Genomic DNA, 18,446 nt, shown 5'->3' with positions numbered 1-18,446 from the left:
CAAGGAGATTCTATTGTGATCAAACCTCTGTTTATGCTTGCAGCAATCGGTGGAGTGGTGACCTCCACGTCGGTCGAAGATCAGGCCTACTTCGCAATTCTCGTCGAGACGAAGGTTGGGCGCATGGTGGGCATGCCCGTCATCGATATGAGTGAACTCCCGCCGGGGTTTAAGCTCCCGCCGGAGGCGATGATGTTTGCCGGTGCGCCCGCTCGGGTGGTGAACATGCGACTGTGGTCGCCCAGCATTGCTCCGGCGAATGCGACGGCTTCGGTGGCTCCACCAGCGGGATTGAAGCAAGGGCCAAAGCTTGATCTGGAGCTTTATCGCCCCGAGCCTTCTCAGACCACGGGAGGATCATCGCGCGAGTTTAATCCGGATGCGAACCCGAACTTTACGATCAAGATTTATTGGGGTTCTTCCAAGACTGTGAAAGAGGGCCAGCCGAAGGTGATCGAATGGAAGGGGATCACACCCGAACAGCAGGAGGCGATGCGGCAGACGGCAAGCCAGATGAACGTCCGGGGCGGGGGTGGCTCTTACTTCTATAAGCCGAACTGGACAACTGGATATTGGCCGACAAAGAAACAGGCTGGGAATATCGACAAGGATGCCTCGCTCGTTGGCAAATACACCCTGACGACGAACTACACTGGCAACGTGGAGATTGAAGCGCCGTCGAACGTGAACTTCCTTGCGCCAATCGATATCACGGCGCCAAACCTTGAAAACAAAGTGGACCTGAAAAAGTCGATCAGCTTTAAGTGGAAGTCGATTCCCAATGTGCTGGGGCAGTACGCCTCGATCTTTAGCATGGAGGGACAGAACACGATGGTGATCTGGAGCTCCTCCGAAGTGTTTACCGAGGGCTTGATGGCGGATATGGGCTTTTTGCAGATGGCAGAGGTCCGTGACTATGTGGGCAAGACGATGTTTATGGGAAGCGACCGCACGAGCGTCGATGTTCCGGCGGGGATTTTCCAGAACGCGGACTTTGTGATGATGAACATGGTCGGCTATGGCCCCGGGGCAGCGCTGGATAAGGCGCAGCCTTTGCCAAGGATTCAGACCAAAACATCGCTCATGCTGATGCTTGGTGGGAAGAAGATGGAGGATATCGGGGTTCGTCCGCGATAGTCTCTGCTTTGGAGCAGGAGCTTTGGGGCGTTGGCATTGCCGACGCCCCAAATTTGCGTTAAAGGGTTGTTGAATGGTGGAGGTTCCTGGACGCGATTTGCAACTTTCCAAAGGGAACCACATTGAGGTTCTACCGCGCATCACCTCATAGCGGCGGATAAGCATACGAGTCTGGAACACCTAGGGGCCGACCGCAACACTCGGAGAATCGTAAGCCTGACATGCACGGGCATAAATCGCCTTTAAAGTTTCCGTCTCTCACCATGATTACACTCTTCTTCAGTGACAGCAATTCGTCTTCTTTAGGAGTACCACCGTTGCGAATTCTTAGGTGATAGTAGCCACGGTGAAACATTATGGTAGCCCTTACTACCTTAGAGTCATCAAGTATCCAGTGGCGCGACTCTGGCATGAACCCTTCTGGAGGCCAGTCATATGGTTGAGCTAGAAAAAGGGTTTTCCTAAGGCCATCTTGCCTAGGCGTAACATCTATTAGTTGTCCATCCGGTGTTCGCCATACAACGTGGGCCTCCGCCGTCAAATATTTATCAGCGTCTGACCACAATGCCCATCCGCTGACGCCTTCACCCCCGTAACGATCAACCAAGCTTGTGACGTTAACGTTACATGAAGCAGTGAGTGCGCCGTCAATTTCCTCTATGTCGAGATACTGCAATGTGCCGCCGATAAATAGGCTATTAGCAAACTCTGATATGGATTGGTCAATCGGCGGAGTCCTTATGTGCACAGTGCAATCTCTTCTCGAAATACTCTACTTCAATCTGGTATGTAAGCTTGGCTGCGATTTGCAAATCATGGAGTGGCGGAATTAGGACAGATCACCTAAGCTCCTGCCACTCTTGATCCGGGCATCAACCGCAGATCGATTGCGGGTCATTTTTGACTGAGCTTATAGCCGACCCCAAAACACCAGCCACCCGAACCACTTTTTCCACCAAGTTTTCTCTTCGTTGGAAGGCAAAGGCTCAGGTTCTGCTTTTAGCGGCTCGGCTTGCGTCGCCTTTTTCTCCTTGATATCTTCCATTTCTGGTAGCCACTTCACAAGCCCATCGCGGATGAAGTAATGCGAGCGACAAGGAAGGTTGCTGCTCCCTATCGACGGGAACAGTGTGATGCTCTCCCCGTCAAACTCCAGCTTCCAAGCTCCTCTTCGGATCGGCGTAACAACCTTGCGGCCACATCCACAGGCACAAAGGTGGGCCGCTGTCCTATAGCGCATCGACACATAAAGCTTCCCATGCTCCAAAGATTCTGGGAAGCTCTCTACGAATTCATGGTTCATTCGCAACGATATCCTCATTCAGAACCTTGTTCTGGCCAATCCTGAAGGTCGAGTGGTGTTCCCTCTGCTGATCGTGGTAGAAGCCGAAAAGCTTCTTCCACTTAAGGACGGCCATAGCCGCATTGAGCGCGTTCAAGTCCGCAATCTGAATGTTCTGATCATAAGCTGCATCCTCATGCCTGTCCACGAACGACACACGATTATTAACATGGCCGCTCAGCTCCTCGGTGACGGTGGTCGTGCGAAGAGTCCCGCGTAGCTTCCCATTCTCAAGCGTGACACCCATTCCTACATCAATGAACGAAATCCCGTTGGACTTGAGCCAGTCAAAAATCACTCGTTTCGGTTCGTTACGGTCTATGCAAACAAACACAAAATCCATACCTTCTAGGTCAGTGACATTGGTTTCAGTAACGTGCACCTCATGCGGAACGATCCCTCGATGCATTGCCGAGTACATCGCCGCATGGTAAGCGACCTTGCTGGGCCTTCCTTCCAGATCGGAGAGCGATGCCGCACCAGGAGAGCGAAATGCGTTATGGTTCTGAAACATATCTTTATCAAAGAGGTGAATCTCCTTTACGGGCGTTTTAGCAACCAGGTCAAGTGTGTATGAACCAGTCCCACCGAGTCCAATGATCGCAATTCGCCCAAGGCGCAAACGGTCGGGTAGTTCCGTGATTCCAGCTCGACTCGATGCCGTATCCATGTAGACAAAGACACTTTCAGGGTCATCGTTGGGCAATGCAGGAAAAGTCTTGGACGTAACCTCTGGGTCAATCGCTGCTGCTGGAGCAGATAGGATTGCCGCGTAGCGAGTCATCTTTTCGTGATAGTCCGCATATCCACCTTCTGGCTTATTCGAGAATGAGTGCTGAACGTGGAAATCCCCGATTTGCTGGGAACTGGTTTGATGGCGGATTGTCTCAATTGGCTGGCCATCCTGACGGCATGGATAGTCCCCTGAAAACATGATGACGTGCTGCTGAGGCTTTACCGTTGAATTCCCCGACAGTTCCAAGACCGAGACGAGGGTTCCGCGCTTCACTTCCTTTTTGTCGTTAACATACGGTACATCTCGCATAACAAGGTGGTCGGCTACGACAGCGATGTCGTAGCCCTCGTTGCGCAACCGTTGCAGGTCAGGGTTACGAGCGATTAGTTCGGTCAACATCGAACACCATCCCACAGCGGACTTTCACGCTGCCCCCAGCCACGAGCGAGCCTTCAGGCTGCTCAGGAACTCCACAATCGTATGTGACGGTGTACTCCGTCGTATTCGGATCATCTTGACGCCAGTCTGGAAATGCCCAACTCACCACCTGCTCGAAGCTGATTGTTCGGGCATTCCAGTCGTGATGGTGTGTATTCACGATGACCTGGCAAGGCTGCTCGGGCTTCGCGACGATGGTGAACCGCTCCTTACCTGGCGCGCTGATGTCTACCTTGTCGTCAAGTTGAACTACGATGTCATCCTCACCCACGATGATTTGGGTCACGAAGTGCGTTTCCGCATCTTTCTTGGCAAGGTCGAGGATGGTTCGCCCTGTGATACTTGGGCCATCCACCTGATGGGTCGTTTCGTCGATTTGGATCGGGTATTGCCGCCGTCCCGGATTGATTTGCGCTTTATCTTCGCTCATGATTCAATTGCCCCTCTCGGGGACTCCTACATCTCTCATGCGCTTGGCGACGCGGAATTGGCCGAATTGTTTTTCATAACTTTTTTCGTCCAAAATTTAAGAGTCGAGCGCATAAGAGATATATGAGGAGGCTTGCACTGCTCCGTGAACGCTGGCACGCGACGTAAAGGGAACCCATCTTGGACGACCAACTGAAAGCGCAACTAGACCAACAGGATTGGCTGGATATTGTGGGCAGGCTTACTCTTGTGGCCTTGAACCAACTTAAGCTCTGCGGCTACTGTAGCCGGACAAAAGATGGCACCGCCGCCCCTTCTGGATGCTCTGCTGAGGACTACGCCCTTACAGCCATCGAAAAAGCTTATGAAGGCTGCATGACCGGAAAGAACAAATGGGAGCCTGACCGTGGGGACTTGTTTCCTTTTCTTGAGGTTCTGGTGCGACGCCTTATCACCGATGATAAGAAGAAGTACACGAAATGCCCCACTACCATCAGCTACGAAACAGAAGAAGTGGACGTAGCGACCGACCAGGCAACCGCAGAGCTTCTCAATGCTCTCTATGATGACGCCGACGATGGAACCCAGGAACTTATCCTGGCCCTCCAAGAGCAAGTCGGAAACGACGGCTCGGTAAATTGGGGAGAGGTTCAAACCGCACTAAAAATATCCAAACACGAACTCAACAAACGACGCACTCACCTGCAAGCACTTTTAGAAAAACACGATCTATTCCAGAAAATCAAGGAAACCGCCACATGACAAGGATTTACTAATGAGCGAGAAGCAAACGAATTACAAAGTGGTCCGTGAGTTGCTTTCATTCGCATCAGCCACTGAGGGCGATATCGCGTCGCTTTCAAAGGAGGAAGTGGGAGAAAGGCTCCAGTCTCAAGGGATCAACCCCCAAGCACTCGAAAAGGCTACCAATAAACGCCTTCAAATCATTCGCAACAAATTCGAAGCGGCCCGAGCCGCAGAGCAAGCGGAGGTGAACTCATTGCGAACCGCCAAACCCATTTCCAACGGTTTTGCATTTGCTGCCCGCACGGATATCGTGGTGGATCAGGAGGATAAGGAACTGCTACAGCGACTTGCCCAGCCAGATATAGAGGATGATGGCACCGAGGATTGACCTCGCAAGGAAAAAAGCGATTGAGGTTCTTGATGCTCTCGACATAACTGCGATAGAGTCATTGCAACGCATCGAAGAGCTTTGTGCAATGAGGGGAGTGGCTGTACGGGCGGAGAGCCTTCGAAGTCTACACGGGGTGCTGATACGCCATCGCCGCCTCATCGTATACAACGCCGATATTCCCGAGATAGGTAAGCAACGTTTTACCATTGCGCATGAGTTAGGTCATTGGGAGCTACACCCCGGTCTTGAGCATGTGCTTTGCACGGCGGAAGACATTCAGGCTTATCGAGGCAGTTCCCACGAGTTGGAAGCAAACGCCTTCGCCGCCGAACTCTTGATGCCTGGTTTTCTTTTTACGGAAGCTATGCGCTACAAAGCACCGATAGTTGACGACGCTAAGCGACTAGCTGAGCGTTTTCAAACTTCATTTACTGCTGCCCTGCTTCGCATGGTGCAATTTTCTGACCTTCCGGTTTTTGCAGTTTTCAGCGTCGATGGAAAAATTAAATGGTATCAACGCAGTAAGAGGGCCGAAAGCTACTTCTTCAAGCAGATTGGCACTGAGTTGGATGGTGACAGTCTAGCTCGTTATTGCACTGACGGTATAGATGATGCTGTCGCGCCCGAGACGGTCGAAACTTCTGCGTGGTTTCCCGATGATTTCAATCGTGATCGCTTCAGTGTGATTGAGCAGTCGGTCGAGCTAGGAGATTACGGCGTTACAGTCAGCATCGTGACCGTAGATGACTGATTGCCCACCATAAGGTGAGTAAGCCATAGTTATGTATGACAGAATCTGAAGGTGCCCTTACGCTCAACAAAATGAGCCGGGAAGAGCTTTACGAGGCGGTTTGGTCCGAGGCAATGGCAACCCTCGCTCCTAAGCTTGGCATCAGCGATGTGGGGCTCAAGAAGCGGTGCAACAACCTTGGGATTCCGACGCCAATGCGAGGGTATTGGGCCAAGTTGCAGAATGGTAAGAAGGTCAAGAAAGAGCCTTTGCCTGCAAGTTGGTCAGTTGTGAGAAAGAAGAAAAGGATTCCCAAGAGCGCGGATGATCTGAAGAAGTACACACCGCCAGAGCGCGATTATTCACTAGAGAAGCTACCTCCCATTGTGGCGGCAACAAAGAAGGCGTTGCTCAAGCAGAAGCCGAACTTCGATTACGGTCTCTCCGATGTCTGGCAACAGGGAGTTCTCCGAACCAAAATTGCTCCCCCGAATATTGACCGCGCGATCTGGCTTTGGAACGAACTGATTGAAGCGTGCAAAGGGTCTGGTCTCAGCCTCGTCAAAGATGCTGGAACCGCTTTCACAGACGGCAAGCAGACGGTCACGATTGAGCTAAAAGAAAAGACTGGGCGATATATGGCGGACAAGCCGAAAGTGCGTGATGATCCCTATCCGCGCCTTTATCTATCCGAACGAACGGGGCCAACCCCAGAATATGCGCCGACAGGGTTTCTTCAGTTCCGAGCCGAGGATATCTATGGTGCCCCGTGTCCGAAACAATGGTCTGATTCAGCTTCAACCTCTTTGGATGAGAAGATTTCCGAGATAGCAGAGTGCCTTGTCAAACTCCTTCAGCGCAAAGCTCAGCGGGAGGTTGAGATGAAGGAAGCTGAGATTCGGCGGCATGAAGAAGAGCGGCTTCGATATGAGGAACAGGAGCGGCAAAGGAAGGCGCATGGGCGTGCAAAGCGACTGTTACGTCAGGCTGGTTCGCTTCGTCAAGCCGAGGATATTCGCCTACTGATTGAACGGGTTCGGAATTCTTCGCAAGGCGAAGCGCACGAAGCCACAGAGAAGTGGCTTTCCTGGGCAACTCATGTCGCAGATAGTCTTGATCCGGTCAGTGGCATTGCCGAGACTTTGAACCAAGGGAAAGACCCGTCCGAGCCGGAATATGAAGACCTTTATTCAGAACGTCGCTGGTAGCTAATCATTCGGTGGCCAGGCTTGTGAGCCACCTGCTATCATAGAATCCTATGATGGCAAAAGGTGCGTTGATTGACCTCCGGCAAGTCTTTTCCCTCACCGACTTTCTACGCCATCACCGTCGACATATCGACCGCCTAACAGAGAGTGGAAAGCCGTCTGTGCTCACGGTCAATGGCAAGCCTGCCCTTATCATTCAGGATACCGAGAGCTACCAAGTCCTTCTCGACCGACTTGCTTCCCTCGAAGCGAGTCAAACCGGAGCGTAACACAGATGAACGTAGTGAGCAAAGACGATTCCCTTCTTCCGGTCACAATGGTCAACCGTAGGAGGATTGGATGAGGAAGAAGACGCTGACGCGGGTCAAGGCAGTGATCTATGCTCGCGTCAGTTCCAAAGAGCAGGAAGTGGAAGGGTTCAGTGTCGATGCCCAACTCCGCCTCTTGAGAGCTTATGCCGCCGAACAGCAGGTAGACGTGGTTAGTGAGTTCACCGAAGCCGAGACGGCCAAACAGTCAGGACGACGCGCCTTTGGAGAAATGCTCCGCTTCTTGGAAGCCAATCCCGGCCATGTCATTCTCGTTGAGAAGGTTGACCGCCTCTACCGGAACTTCGCCGACTACGTGAAGGTGGATCACCTCGGCGTAGAGCTCCACTTCGTCAAGGATGGGATGGTCATTGGCGAAGGCTCGAAGAGTCAAGACAAGTTTATGCACGGAATCCGCGTACTGATGGCCAAGAACTACGTGGATAACCTCTCCGAGGAAATCCGCAAAGGGCTGAATGAGAAGGCGGCGCAGGGCATCTATCCCACCCACGCGCCGCTCGGCTACCTCAATGCTCAAGAACCGGGGACGAAACGGAAGATCATTGTTCCCGATCCAGCACGGGCGCATCTCATCAAAGAACTCCTTGAGAGGTATGCATCGGGACTTGAAAGCTACGACACCTTAACCAAGTGGGCGCGTAAGGCAGGGCTCACCACCAAGAAAGGCAAACCCTTGGTGAGGAGCACGATTGAACAGATTATCAAACATCCCGCCTATTGCGGCTTGATACGCTGGCAGGGCAAAGAATCTGTCGGCATCCATGAACCGCTTGTGTCGATGGACACTTGGAAACGGGCGCAGGATATCCGTGAGGGGCGAACAACGAACACCGGATTCGGTGGCAGAGAGTTCGCCTATCGCGGACTCATTCGGTGCGCCTGCGGCGAACTGCTCACTGCCGAACGCAAAAAGGGCAAATACGTTTACTACCACTGCACGGGACGCAAGCGCGAAATCTGTGGACGCCCGTACATCGCTGAGTCTAAGATCACAGAAGCCTTCACCCAGCTTCTCCGAGGTCTTCACATTCCCGATTTCGCAATGCCCTGGATCACCCAGGGACTCGCGGAAGCCGACAAAGACCGTCATGCGAGGCGAGCTATCCACGAGAGAGATTTAACGAAATCCATCGCCGAGATCGAAGGACGCCTTGAGCAACTCTATCTCGACAAGATCGCTGGGGACATCACCACCGATTTCTATCGGGCAACTCGCATGAAATGGGAAGCCGAGGTCAATGAGAAGAAGATCGAGCTTGCCGCCATCGACCGTGTGGAGACCGCTTCCATCGACCAAACGATGCGATTGTTCGAACTGGCCTCAACCGCCCATCTTAGATTCAAAAACGCAGACTCCAACCAAAAGCACGAACTTGTAGGATATATGTGTTCGAACTCGGTCTGGAAGGACGGAAAACTCGAAGTCGAGCTTCATGAGTTCTTCGATTTGATGCTAAATACGGTGATTTCTGAGCTTCCGAAAGAAGCTGAAGCCGAGGAAAAGCGGCTCGTATTCGTCAAATCTGTAGATTGGTGGAGATGATGGGATTCGAACCCACGACCTCTGCAGTGCGATTGCAGCGCTCTCCCAGCTGAGCTACATCCCCATGGAGGAACAAGATTCTACCCAAGGGGGAGGAGAGAGGGGATTATGGGGTTGGTACGGATTGTAAGGGCCGTAAGGGGTTGTAAGGATTTTGGGATCGGGAACTTGAATCCTTGTTGAGCGGCCTCGACTCTGTCTTGTCAGGTGAACTCCGTATGATTCGCATGATCAAGCCAACTGAATTGAAAGACAAGCTCTCCACTGGGGAGCGGCTGCAGCTTATTGACGTCCGGTCCCCCGGCGAATACGCGTCCGGGCATATTCCCGGTACGGTGAACATGCCCCTTGAGCAGGTGGATACACGCCTGGACGACCTGCACAGCGCCGATCCGGTCGTGATTGTCTGCCAGAGCGGAGGCCGGGCCAGCATGTGTTATGAGAACCTAAAGGGCTATCGCGACGACCTTTTTGTCCTTGAAGGGGGCACGTCCGCGTGGATGGCAGAGGGGCTTCCAGCTGTGAGTTCGACGGCTAGCCGTTGGGCTATTGAGCGGCAAGTACGCCTTGCGGCAGGGCTGCTGGTTCTTATGGGCACGGCGCTCTCGATTATGGTGTCACCAGCTTGGATCTATCTGGCGATGTTTGTGGGGGCAGGACTCACGTTTGCAGGCTTGACGAATGTTTGCGGCATGGCGGCGCTTTTTGGGGCGATGCCTTGGAATAAAGTCGCTCGGAGCTTAGAGGGAGTTAAGTAGCTCGGAGCCGGGACCTCCCCACCCTAACCCTCCCCTCCATTTCCAGAAAAATGGAAGGGAGGGAATTGGTTCGTCGCCGATTAGACGTTGCGCTTTGGCTTGCCTTTGCCGGACCAGCCTCGGTGGGTTTTTCTCACCGATGGGGCTTCCGTTGGGATCGTCGCGGCGGCTGTCTTTCGCTTCTTGGGCTTGGCCGACTTGCTGCTCGTAGTTGACTTCGACCGTTTCGTGGGAACGGGAAAAGGCTCGCTGAAGGTGTCGCGGTGCCGCTTCGGGGTTTCTGCCGATTTGGGGTCGATCACACGTCGTGGGGCGCGCTCGCCATCTTTGTGGACGGGCTTAGAGTGCTTCGGCGGTGGGCCACTCTTTCTTTCCCACGGCTTGGAGTCGGCGCTGCGGGCGGGCTTCGGCGGGCGAGGTCCATCCTGACTTCGGGAGTCGAATCGCTTGTTGCCCTTGTAACCGCGGTCGTCCGAATGTCCGGGCCTTTGAGGGCGATCCGAATTGTAGGGCCGATCGTTCGATTGCCCGGGGCGGTACGGCCGGTCGGAGTGGTAGCCACGGTTGTCGCGGTTGTCCTGTCGAGGAGCGTCGTTTCGATCTCTGCTGAAGTTGCCCCGGTTTGAGCTGTAGCCGCGATTGTCGCGGTTGTCCTGTCGGGGAGCGTCGTTTCGGTCTCCACTGTAGCCGCCCCGGTTTGAGCTGTAGCCGCGATTGTCGCGGTTGTCCTGTCGGGGAGCGTCGTTTCGGTCTCCACTGTAGCCGCCTCGGTTTGAGGTGTAGCCACGATTGTCGCGGTTATCTTGGCGGGCGGCACGGGGCGCGTCGGGCGACTCGAACCTTCTCTGCGTTCCACGATCATCGTAGTTGTGGTGCCGAGGAGCGGGGGGAGCGTCGAGGTGTCTCAGCGACTCGTGCTTGCGCTCGACACGGGGAGCGTTTCTGCTCGGGCGCGATGCCTTGCCTACGGGGCTGATGCCCTTGGGCAGCGATGTGCTGCGGTCGGAGATCGGAAGGGGCTTTCGCAAGAGGTTTTCGATGTCGCGGACGTCGCGGGATTGTTGGGGCATGGCAAACGTGATCGCCTTGCCGAGGGCTCCGGCTCGTCCGGTGCGGCCGATGCGGTGGATATAGTCGTCGGGGCACTCAGGAACGTCGTAGTTGACGACGAGGGAGATGTCCTTGACGTCGATTCCTCGCGCGGCGATATCGGTGGCGACGAGGACGCGGTAGTGGCCTACTTTGAAGCCGTGGAGGGCTTCGCGGCGTTGGGCCAGACTGCGGTCGGCGTGGATTTCGGCGGCGGTGTGTCCGTTATCGCGCGTGGCCTTCGCGAGCTTTCTGGCTCCGTGTCGGGTACGAGAGAAGATAAGGACGGTGCCTTCGTGCTCGTGCAGCAGATCCCAGAGGAGCGGCTGCTTCTCTTCGTGCTTTACATAGAACAGTTCCTGCTCCACGAGATCGGCGCCTGCGCCGCCCGATTCCGTCTGCACGCGCTGCGGGTCTCTCATATACTCAGCGGAGAGCTCGACGATGGCTTTCGGCATGGTCGCGCTAAAGAGGAGCGTTTGGCGGTTGGTGGGGACTTGGTCGAGGATGCGCTTAATGGCGGGGGCAAAGCCCATATCCAGCATCCGGTCAGCCTCGTCGAGCACGACGATAGAGACGTTTCTGAGTCGAACCGTATTGCGAGCAAGGTGGTCGATCAGGCGGCCGGGGGTGGCGACGATGACGGCATACCGTCCGCGCAGTTGGCGAACCTGTTGGGCGATGGATGCGCCTCCAACGATGAGGACGCTTTGAACGCCGAGCTTATCGTAAGTTTCGCAAATCTGTTGGGCGAGCTCACGGGTAGGGGCGAGGACGAGGCCGAGGTCTCCCTGGCCAAGCCTTTCGGCCATGGGGAGGCCAAAGGCGAGCGTCTTGCCGGTGCCGGTTTGGGCAACACCGATGAGGTCTTTCCCTTCCAGCACGGGCGGAATGGCCAGAGCTTGGATGGGAGTGGGGGTGACGATACCGTGTCGGGCGAGCAGATTACAGAGCCTGCTAGCGACATTGAGGGCGGCGAAGCCCATATTTAACTCTTGTGACATGTGTGATTGAGCGCGTCTCGCGCTTGCCGCTGGGATCGTGACAGGCAGGGGCCGGGGCAATGGTCGGTGGCCTGTGCGTAAGCGCTTTCTCGCTTTAACTGAGATCCTCACGCGGTTTTGTCGAAGTCGGTCTATTGGACGGACGGTAGAAATTGTACCGAAAGGGGCGTCTGGGGCTTTGGGACACAGTAAGTGTATGCGGAAGGGATGGAGGTTCGCTGAAACCCCGAACCTAGTGGCGCGTATTATGCATAGCCGGTGAAAACACAGCCATCGCGTTCGTCAGAAGCCGATGAGGCGGGTGAGCAATCTCACCCTAACAACCGTTTTCCCACACCAGTGAGCAACCTCAAATATCGGATCGCCGTTCAGGCTTTTCGATGGCGGCGTCGCTTACTGGATTCTAGGCTGAAGATCGCCCGGTTTGAACCATTGGACATTCCGAAGGGCGCAGTTGCCCTTGCCGAATCTCGCACGCCGCTGTGGTCGGAAACCGACCCCGCCGAGCAGCGGCTCCAAATGGGCAAAGTGCAGAACCTGCGCATCGTGTGCCGAGCCGTTCACAACATTTGCGTTCCTGCTGGAGAGACGTTTAGCTTTTGGAAGCAGGTCGGCTACCCCGGGCGGGGGCGCGGCTTTGTGTCAGGGCGGCAGCTGCAGGAAGGCTGCATCGTGCCTGCCATTGCCGGGGGTATCTGCCAACTCTCCAACGCTCTGCACGATCTTGCACTACAGACGGGATTGGAGATTGTGGAGAGGCACGGGCACTCGCGCCAAGTCCCGAACTCTTCCGTGGCAGCTGGCCGCGATGCGACAGTGGCGTGGAACTACATCGACCTTCGATTCAAGGCCAAGGCTGACTTTTACATTCAGGCTTTTCTCACGGCCGACGAAATGGTCGTTCGCATTTTGGGAACGAAGAAGCAGGAGGCGACGCTGGTGAGCCTGTTGGAGAGGAAGGCGTTTCGCGCGAATGGCGTGATTGCGAATAGCTGTGAGACGTGCGGGCAGGACGATTGCTACCGGCATGGTGCGCATGATCACACTCCGATATCGGGGAAAACCGCGTATCTTGTCGATCAGCGTTGGCCCGAATACAACGCCTATATCCGCGACGCGATCCAGCCGGAAGACACCCTTTGCGCGCCGATAGACGCAGAGCGGTTTCGGATGGCACGATACTCTTGGTCCGCCCATGCCGATGTACATCAAGTCACGGCGACACTTCCAACACTTCGTCGTTCTTGGATTTCACGAAAGTTAGCAAGCCAAGGTCCGGAACTGCGGAAGGCGGCATTCCGGTTTGACGAAGAGCTAGCCCGATGCTATGCAGGTCAGCTCATGTTTGACGTTCGGAGGCTCTGCGTCTACCAATCGCTCTTACCGTTTCTCTGGCGTGACGGAGTGCTGGGCGGGCGTACTTTCGATGTTCTTATGCAGAGGTTGCCGATTTTTGCCCTCCAGGAGATTCTCGACGAGGAGTTTGCCAAGCATCCCGAACGGCGGTTGCTTGCCGATTACCGCGCTCCGGATTGGGTCGTCAAGGCCGAGCGGGAAGCTCTGGAGGCAGCGGATCGGATCATCACGCCCCATGCCTACATCGCATCGCTGTTTCCAGATAAGGCGGTGCTGTTGAATTGGCACATGCCTAACGCACCTGCCAACATTCAGGCCGGAAACCGAGTGGCGTTTCCGGGCCCTTCGATTGCGCGAAAAGGGGCTTACGAGGTTCGGGACGCGGCTCTTCGGCTTGGCATTAGCCTAAGTCTTACTGCGGCTAATCACGAGGGGGACGACTTTTGGGATGAGGTGGATGTGCGCAGGCCGGATTCGGGCAAAAGCTGGCTCGACGGGGTGGGACTGGTTGTGCAACCGGCGTTGCTGGAGGACCAACCGCGCAAGCTTTTAGAGGCACTGGCTCTGGGGATTCCTGTGATTGCGACGCGGCAGTGTGGACTAGGCGAGCGCGACGGTGTAACTGTTGTCGATTACGGAGGTACGGAGGTTTTAGTTAATGCTATCCGTGCGGTAACGAGTACCTGAGTATCGTCATCTGACCATAAGAATGTATCTCCCACCAAGGCATAGCTCCCTCTTGAATCTCTGAGTGTTCATCTATTCATTGCAAAGACGAAAGTTCTTGAAACATCGGCTACTATGCCCTTGTACATAGTTGCGTTGCGTGTTCCCGTCGAAAGCGCGAATGAATTCGCGCACTCCCAAGAATGACCTTCCATAACTTCAGTTATGGGGCAATCGGAGCGCGACCATTCAAACCGGCAACGACAAAGCGTTGCCCTCCCCGGTTTAGACCGCCCAATATTTCGGAGCCCCCTCCTGGAAGAATGCAAGTACAGGGGCGAAACGTGGGGTAAGCGGAGGGCAGCTTTAGCGCAGGGCATTTACCGCCGCACGGGCAACTTCTGCGATTGCGCGTTCACGTTGTGCATCTGTGCCTCCGGCCCCAGCGAGCAACGCAACAATGATGATCTTACGACCGTTTGGCAAAGTCGCGATTCCTAGATCGTTCACCGCACCGGCCCTTCCTTGGATATCTCGACCGGTCCCTGTTTTATGGGCAAGGGTTGAGCCTTTGGGCAGTCCGGAAATGAGGCGATTCTTACCGGTGGTTGTCTCGGTTAACATCTTGGTTAGAATCTGCATGGAACCAGGTTTCAAATACGCTCCTGCCCGAAAATGACGTAAAAAGTCCATCATGCCCTTGGGCGTCGCGGTGTCTTGCGGGTCTAGCAGATACCGGTCCATTGCAGCCTTCTGTTCGGCTTTGGATACCTTTTTCATCGCTACGGCAAAGCCATCATCCGTAGCCATTGCATAGGTGAAAGAGCCAAGTCCACAGGCATCCCTTTGCATATCGCGTTCATAGCGGTCGATCCGAATCCCCCTCACACCCATACTTGTCAGCTCTTTGGTTACAGCGGCTGGCCCGCCGAGCATCCTCATGAGGATGTCAGCGCCGGTGTTGTCGCTGGACTGTACCGTGAGCTGCAATATCCTCTGGAGTGTGTACTCCTTCTTGCCTTCGAAGAACCAGCGATTGATTTGACTGTAAGGCACACTGAGGTCCGACTTTTGGATGGTTAGCTTGGTGGCGAGCTGATAACTCCCCTTCTCGACGGTACGTAAGAGCACCACCCCGAGAGGCATCTTGAATGTGCTTTGCATCGGGAATCGCTCATCACCCCGATAAAGCCAGCTCTCCCCGGTAGATTCATCTCTGATTGCGACCCCTAGCTTGGCCTTTGGCAGCTCTGACTCGATCTCACGGACCCTCATTTGGAGGTACGAAGTGTCGAGTGCGGGGAATTGTTGGGTGGCCTGTGCAGCAAGACAGAGGAAGGAGATCAGCATTGATCTGGATTATGAAGGAGGAGGGTGGCGATCAGCAAACCATTAGGATTGAGATATCCGAGCCTCAACCCTACGGTAGCGTTGAGGAGTGTGGGTGCGAATCGCTTGGGGCGAGGGGTAGTAAGCGGAATGAAGGTCACGGCTTGTTTTCGATGAACTCCTTCCAAAGCTCGTCGGCGTCTTTGCCGGTGAGGTCTTTGAATACGGGCATCGGATCTTTTCGGGTTCGGCAGGCGGCATCAAGCGCAGGGACGAGCCCCATGTTGTATTTGCGGGAGGTCCAGGCCAGGAAGTAGGCGGTGGTGCGGTAGGCATCTTTGTAGCTGGCCTTTTCGTAGTTGATCTTGGGCCGTGGCGCTTCCGGTTCGTATCGCCACCAGCGCACGTAGTCGGCGATCCCTTCGACCAGCCAGCCCGGCGTAGTGCGGCTGCCCGGATATTGCTGAACGACATGGGTGAGTTCGTGCACCATCATGCCAAGGTCGTCGGGGTGTTCGGTGATCCACTTGCCGTTGACGGTAATGGTGGAGCCACTGGCATAAGCAGGGGCGCTGATCTCCTTTTTAAAGACGAGCGTGATTTTTGCGGGGACCTTGTAGTCAGCCGTGGACAGCAGTTCGGTGACCTTAGGAAACCACATCGTTACGACTTTCTTGGCGGCCTCGGCCCATTCTTTCGCCTCGGGGAAGTCGGTGGTGTCAATGACAACCTCGGGACAGGCGAGCGGCTTTGACAGCGGGTAGATGTGTCGGTCGAGCGAGGGCTTGTCCTGGGGCGTTGCGATAACCGTGGAGAGCAAGATAAGGGCAGCGAGTTTCATGGGCGTCTGCTCTGTTTACCCGGAAACCTCATACTTGACTATCTGTCCAGGGCGGGTTTAGCCCGGTTTCCAGTTCACAAACTGCTCCCATTTTTTTGCATCGACTTCGTCCTTGATGCACTGAATAAAGGCCTTGCTCGCTTTGGTGGCCGCATCCTTGGCTTTCTCATGATTTGTCTTGTCGTTGGCATCCTTCTTCTTCGATTCGTCGTTTTTGTTCGGGCTATCTTTCGACTTGGCGTCATGCCCATACGGATCGCCTACTGGGTCCTTTCCGGTGCCCTTATCATAACCGGTGAGTTGGACACTGTCGGGCATTGGCGAATTGGGATCGGTTACAGCTTTGTCGGCCGCAGCCTGATCTGCCGCGCTGAGGTCTACATAGTTCGAGTGGGAATAGAAGTCCTGAATGGCGTGCAGGGCAGCGCCAAGGCAATTGAGAGCTTTTTCGAAGTCGCAAGCCTGAATCGCTTCTATGATGGCATCCTTCTTTCCCTTGACGTAAGCTGCTCCGTCTGCCGCTGCTTGAGCATTCGTCTTTGGTGGATTCCGATCAAAGTGGTGCGCTGGATTGTACTTCTCGTTCGGAACGATTTGTGGCGGCTTCTTCGTGCGGTCAAGCTTCATCTCTCCCGTGTCTTGAAGCAGGTTTGCATTGACAACTTTCCTGGTTGCTTCAGCCGAGAAGTTAAAGCCATCCATAGCTTCTTCAGTAATGTCTTTATGAATCCCTGGAATAAAGATTGAGGCATACGACACACTTAGGATCGTTAAATATAGAACTATTAAACTCAGAATTATTCTCGAAGTGACGTTCATCTTAATTGCCTTCGGTTTCGTATAATATAATCTATATATCAAGTATGGGCTACTCAGAACAAGTAGAAAATTGTGCGCTTGAGAAGTTTTTTCATCGCGGATATGATATGAAAAAGTAGAAGGGAGACTGCCTGTGACAAGATTCACTACTGCAACATTCACGGTTTTAGCTTGTTTTAGTACTTTGATAGCTTCTGCAAAGGGCTACGCACAGCAGAGGGCTTCAGCAGCTCCGGTGCCGCCTGCGCTTGTTTACATAGGGCCGAGTACTTCACATGACGAGGTTGTTGATATTGCTCGAGACTCAGCAGGAAGTGTGTACCTAGCCGGGATTACGGAAAACCCTTCTCTTCCTGCGCAGAGGTACAACGCGCTCCTTGCAAAATACAGTAGCGCCGGTGTCCTCCAATGGCAAGCAACTTACAACGGACCTGGCTCGAATTACGATAACGGGACTCAAGTCGTCATAGACTCTTCAGATAACCCATACCTAGTTGGCGCCGCCCCTCATCCCGTATCGGGCACCGATGTCTTTGCTCGTAAGTACTCCTCAGGAGGGGTTCTCCAGTGGACCTTTAGCTGGGATTCTGGGATCAACGTTGAGGATTCTCCAGTCACAGCCGCAGTTGGGCCAGGAGGAACGCTGTACATCGGAGGTGAACGCAGGACGGCCACGGGAACAGATCTTTTTCTGATTAAGTTGAGTTCAGCAGGGACGCTTCTCTGGCAAATCGTGTTTGATAGCGGTTTGGGGGATGACACTATTTCGGCGCTTGCAGTTCTATCCAATGGCGATGTATGCGTCGGCGGAGCGATGGCGACTGGAAGCTCCGGCGAAGACGCACTTGTGGCAAAAGTAAGTTCAGCCGGTGCCGTTTTGTGGGCCGCGATCTACGACAGTGGAAATGGTCGCAGAGAGTGCACCACGTCTCTTCAGATTGATGCCACAGGCAACGTTTACATTGCTGGAACTACTTGGAAGCCGGATTTAAGCGGAGTCTTGGTTTCGCAGACAGACATGTTCACTGTCAAATACAATGCGTCCGGAACGCAGCAGTGGGCGACTGTCGTTGATGGTGGGTCGGATAAAGCTGAGATTTGCATCTCAATGTGTCTTGATTCGTCGAACAACGTCATTTTGCTCGGAAACTCTTACGGAGGACCCCCAAGCAGCGGTGGAACGGGCGACGACTTCCTTATAGCAAAGGTTTCTTCAACTGGCGTTTTGTCATGGACCACCCGATACTCGGGGCCTGTGCCTGGCCCGGACCAGCCAGAGGCGATTATGGTCAGTTCAGCTGGCTTCATATATGCAACGGGTGCATGCTGGGATTTAGCGTTTGGGACGACGTTTGAGACTGAGTCCATCGTCACCGTGAAGCTTAACGGGGCCGGGAACATCCTCGGTGTTACGAAGTACCAAAGTGCCGCTGGTGAAGGCGATCACGCTGTCGATATCCTTCAGGCCACAAGCGGCAACCTTTGGGTCGCTGGAAACTCCTATAATCCTGCCACGCGACTTGATATTGTGCTTCTCAATCAAGCGCCTTAGAC

Annotated in this window: 18 protein-coding genes and 1 tRNA gene; 10 read left to right on the top strand and 9 right to left on the bottom strand. The window is 54.4% G+C overall.

Annotated elements, in window-relative coordinates; translation table 11 throughout:
* The first annotated feature begins 15 nt into the window (after positions 1-15).
* Positions 16-1,137, top strand: a complete 1,122-nt coding sequence (locus tag KF784_05745; GenBank protein MBX3118546.1) for a hypothetical protein — start codon at positions 16-18, stop codon at positions 1,135-1,137.
* Positions 1,138-1,282: 145 nt separating this feature from the next.
* On the opposite strand, the gene KF784_05740 is transcribed toward KF784_05745, so the two are convergent.
* The 4 genes from KF784_05740 to KF784_05725 form a co-directional block, all read right to left on the bottom strand.
* Positions 1,283-1,885, bottom strand: coding sequence for an SEC-C domain-containing protein (locus KF784_05740; GenBank protein ID MBX3118545.1), 603 nt, complete (start codon positions 1,883-1,885; stop codon positions 1,283-1,285).
* A 162-nt stretch (positions 1,886-2,047) separates the two neighbouring features.
* Positions 2,048-2,440 (bottom strand): hypothetical protein, encoded by a 393-nt coding sequence (locus tag KF784_05735; protein MBX3118544.1) that lies wholly within the window; start codon positions 2,438-2,440, stop codon positions 2,048-2,050.
* Positions 2,430-3,614, bottom strand: coding sequence for a ThiF family adenylyltransferase (locus KF784_05730; GenBank protein ID MBX3118543.1), 1,185 nt, complete (start codon positions 3,612-3,614; stop codon positions 2,430-2,432). Before KF784_05730 ends, KF784_05735 begins: the two co-directional genes overlap by 11 nt.
* Positions 3,589-4,083 (bottom strand): multiubiquitin domain-containing protein, encoded by a 495-nt coding sequence (locus KF784_05725; GenBank protein ID MBX3118542.1) that lies wholly within the window; start codon positions 4,081-4,083, stop codon positions 3,589-3,591. Before KF784_05725 ends, KF784_05730 begins: the two co-directional genes overlap by 26 nt.
* Before the next feature lie 179 nt (positions 4,084-4,262).
* Between KF784_05725 and KF784_05720 the strand changes: the two genes are divergently transcribed.
* The 6 genes from KF784_05720 to KF784_05695 all read left to right on the top strand — a co-directional run bounded on the left by KF784_05720 (position 4,263) and on the right by KF784_05695 (position 9,030).
* Positions 4,263-4,844 carry a hypothetical protein gene (locus KF784_05720; protein MBX3118541.1) on the top strand — a complete coding sequence of 194 codons (582 nt, stop codon included), beginning with the start codon at positions 4,263-4,265 and terminating at the stop codon, positions 4,842-4,844.
* Positions 4,845-4,857: 13 nt separating this feature from the next.
* Positions 4,858-5,217: a hypothetical protein gene (locus KF784_05715; protein ID MBX3118540.1), complete on the top strand. Its 360-nt coding sequence runs from the start codon at positions 4,858-4,860 to the stop codon at positions 5,215-5,217.
* A complete protein-coding gene (locus KF784_05710; GenBank protein MBX3118539.1) occupies positions 5,201-5,971 on the top strand; it encodes an ImmA/IrrE family metallo-endopeptidase in 771 nt (256 codons plus the stop codon). Before KF784_05715 ends, KF784_05710 begins: the two co-directional genes overlap by 17 nt.
* Before the next feature lie 35 nt (positions 5,972-6,006).
* A complete protein-coding gene (locus tag KF784_05705) occupies positions 6,007-7,158 on the top strand; it encodes a hypothetical protein (GenBank protein MBX3118538.1) in 1,152 nt (383 codons plus the stop codon).
* A 53-nt stretch (positions 7,159-7,211) separates the two neighbouring features.
* Positions 7,212-7,427, top strand: coding sequence for a hypothetical protein (locus KF784_05700; protein MBX3118537.1), 216 nt, complete (start codon positions 7,212-7,214; stop codon positions 7,425-7,427).
* 70 nt (positions 7,428-7,497) lie between these two features.
* Complete coding sequence (locus tag KF784_05695) at positions 7,498-9,030, top strand: recombinase family protein (protein ID MBX3118536.1); 1,533 nt, start codon at positions 7,498-7,500, stop codon at positions 9,028-9,030.
* Here the strand turns inward: KF784_05695 and KF784_05690 are convergent.
* Positions 9,019-9,094, bottom strand: a tRNA-Ala gene (locus KF784_05690). The two genes, KF784_05695 and KF784_05690, sit on opposite strands and share 12 nt — an antisense overlap.
* A 154-nt stretch (positions 9,095-9,248) precedes the next feature.
* On the opposite strand from KF784_05690, the gene KF784_05685 reads away from it, so the two are divergent.
* On the top strand, positions 9,249-9,788 hold the full coding sequence (locus KF784_05685) for a rhodanese-like domain-containing protein (protein MBX3118535.1): 540 nt from the start codon (positions 9,249-9,251) through the stop codon (positions 9,786-9,788).
* Positions 9,789-9,868: 80 nt separating this feature from the next.
* Here the strand turns inward: KF784_05685 and KF784_05680 are convergent, their stop codons facing one another.
* On the bottom strand, positions 9,869-11,863 hold the full coding sequence (locus KF784_05680) for a DEAD/DEAH box helicase (protein MBX3118534.1): 1,995 nt from the start codon (positions 11,861-11,863) through the stop codon (positions 9,869-9,871).
* 276 nt (positions 11,864-12,139) lie between these two features.
* Here KF784_05680 and KF784_05675 point away from each other — a divergent pair, with 276 nt between their 5' ends.
* Positions 12,140-13,924: a VanW family protein gene (locus tag KF784_05675; GenBank protein ID MBX3118533.1), complete on the top strand. Its 1,785-nt coding sequence runs from the start codon at positions 12,140-12,142 to the stop codon at positions 13,922-13,924.
* A 345-nt stretch (positions 13,925-14,269) separates the two neighbouring features.
* Here KF784_05675 and bla read toward each other — a convergent pair whose 3' ends face one another.
* The 3 genes from bla to KF784_05660 form a co-directional block, all read right to left on the bottom strand.
* The gene (gene bla, locus KF784_05670; GenBank protein ID MBX3118532.1) at positions 14,270-15,253 is read right to left on the bottom strand and encodes a class A beta-lactamase; all 984 of its coding nucleotides are present in this window, start codon (positions 15,251-15,253) and stop codon (positions 14,270-14,272) included.
* A gap of 136 nt (positions 15,254-15,389) precedes the next feature.
* Positions 15,390-16,073 carry a DUF4157 domain-containing protein gene (locus tag KF784_05665; protein MBX3118531.1) on the bottom strand — a complete coding sequence of 228 codons (684 nt, stop codon included), beginning with the start codon at positions 16,071-16,073 and terminating at the stop codon, positions 15,390-15,392.
* A gap of 57 nt (positions 16,074-16,130) precedes the next feature.
* Complete coding sequence (locus KF784_05660) at positions 16,131-16,832, bottom strand: hypothetical protein (protein ID MBX3118530.1); 702 nt, start codon at positions 16,830-16,832, stop codon at positions 16,131-16,133.
* Between the two features lie 376 nt (positions 16,833-17,208).
* On the opposite strand from KF784_05660, the gene KF784_05655 reads away from it, so the two are divergent.
* Positions 17,209-18,444 (top strand): hypothetical protein, encoded by a 1,236-nt coding sequence (locus tag KF784_05655; GenBank protein MBX3118529.1) that lies wholly within the window; start codon positions 17,209-17,211, stop codon positions 18,442-18,444.
* The last annotated feature ends 2 nt before the right edge of the window (positions 18,445-18,446 follow it).

It is taken from the genome of Fimbriimonadaceae bacterium, assembly GCA_019638775.1.
Taxonomy (GTDB): Bacteria; Armatimonadota; Fimbriimonadia; order Fimbriimonadales; family Fimbriimonadaceae; genus JAHBTD01.
The sequence above is the reverse complement of the archived record's forward strand: the minus strand, read 5'-3'. Positions and strand labels throughout refer to the sequence as shown.

Excerpts from the sequence above, each read along its gene's own strand:
- KF784_05695 (MBX3118536.1), top strand. The coding sequence starts at position 7,498 with ATGAGGAAGAAGACGCTGACGCGGGTCAAGGCAGTGATCTATGCTCGC.
- KF784_05715 (MBX3118540.1), top strand. The coding sequence starts at position 4,858 with ATGAGCGAGAAGCAAACGAATTACAAAGTGGTCCGTGAGTTGCTTTCA.
- KF784_05710 (MBX3118539.1), top strand. The coding sequence starts at position 5,201 with ATGGCACCGAGGATTGACCTCGCAAGGAAAAAAGCGATTGAGGTTCTT.
- KF784_05665 (MBX3118531.1), bottom strand. The coding sequence starts at position 16,073 with ATGAAACTCGCTGCCCTTATCTTGCTCTCCACGGTTATCGCAACGCCC.
- KF784_05685 (MBX3118535.1), top strand. The coding sequence starts at position 9,249 with ATGATTCGCATGATCAAGCCAACTGAATTGAAAGACAAGCTCTCCACT.
- KF784_05700 (MBX3118537.1), top strand. The coding sequence starts at position 7,212 with ATGGCAAAAGGTGCGTTGATTGACCTCCGGCAAGTCTTTTCCCTCACC.
- bla (MBX3118532.1), bottom strand. The coding sequence starts at position 15,253 with ATGCTGATCTCCTTCCTCTGTCTTGCTGCACAGGCCACCCAACAATTC.
- KF784_05680 (MBX3118534.1), bottom strand. The coding sequence starts at position 11,863 with ATGGGCTTCGCCGCCCTCAATGTCGCTAGCAGGCTCTGTAATCTGCTC.
- KF784_05705 (MBX3118538.1), top strand. The coding sequence starts at position 6,007 with ATGACAGAATCTGAAGGTGCCCTTACGCTCAACAAAATGAGCCGGGAA.
- KF784_05735 (MBX3118544.1), bottom strand. The coding sequence starts at position 2,440 with ATGAACCATGAATTCGTAGAGAGCTTCCCAGAATCTTTGGAGCATGGG.
- KF784_05725 (MBX3118542.1), bottom strand. The coding sequence starts at position 4,083 with ATGAGCGAAGATAAAGCGCAAATCAATCCGGGACGGCGGCAATACCCG.
- KF784_05730 (MBX3118543.1), bottom strand. The coding sequence starts at position 3,614 with ATGTTGACCGAACTAATCGCTCGTAACCCTGACCTGCAACGGTTGCGC.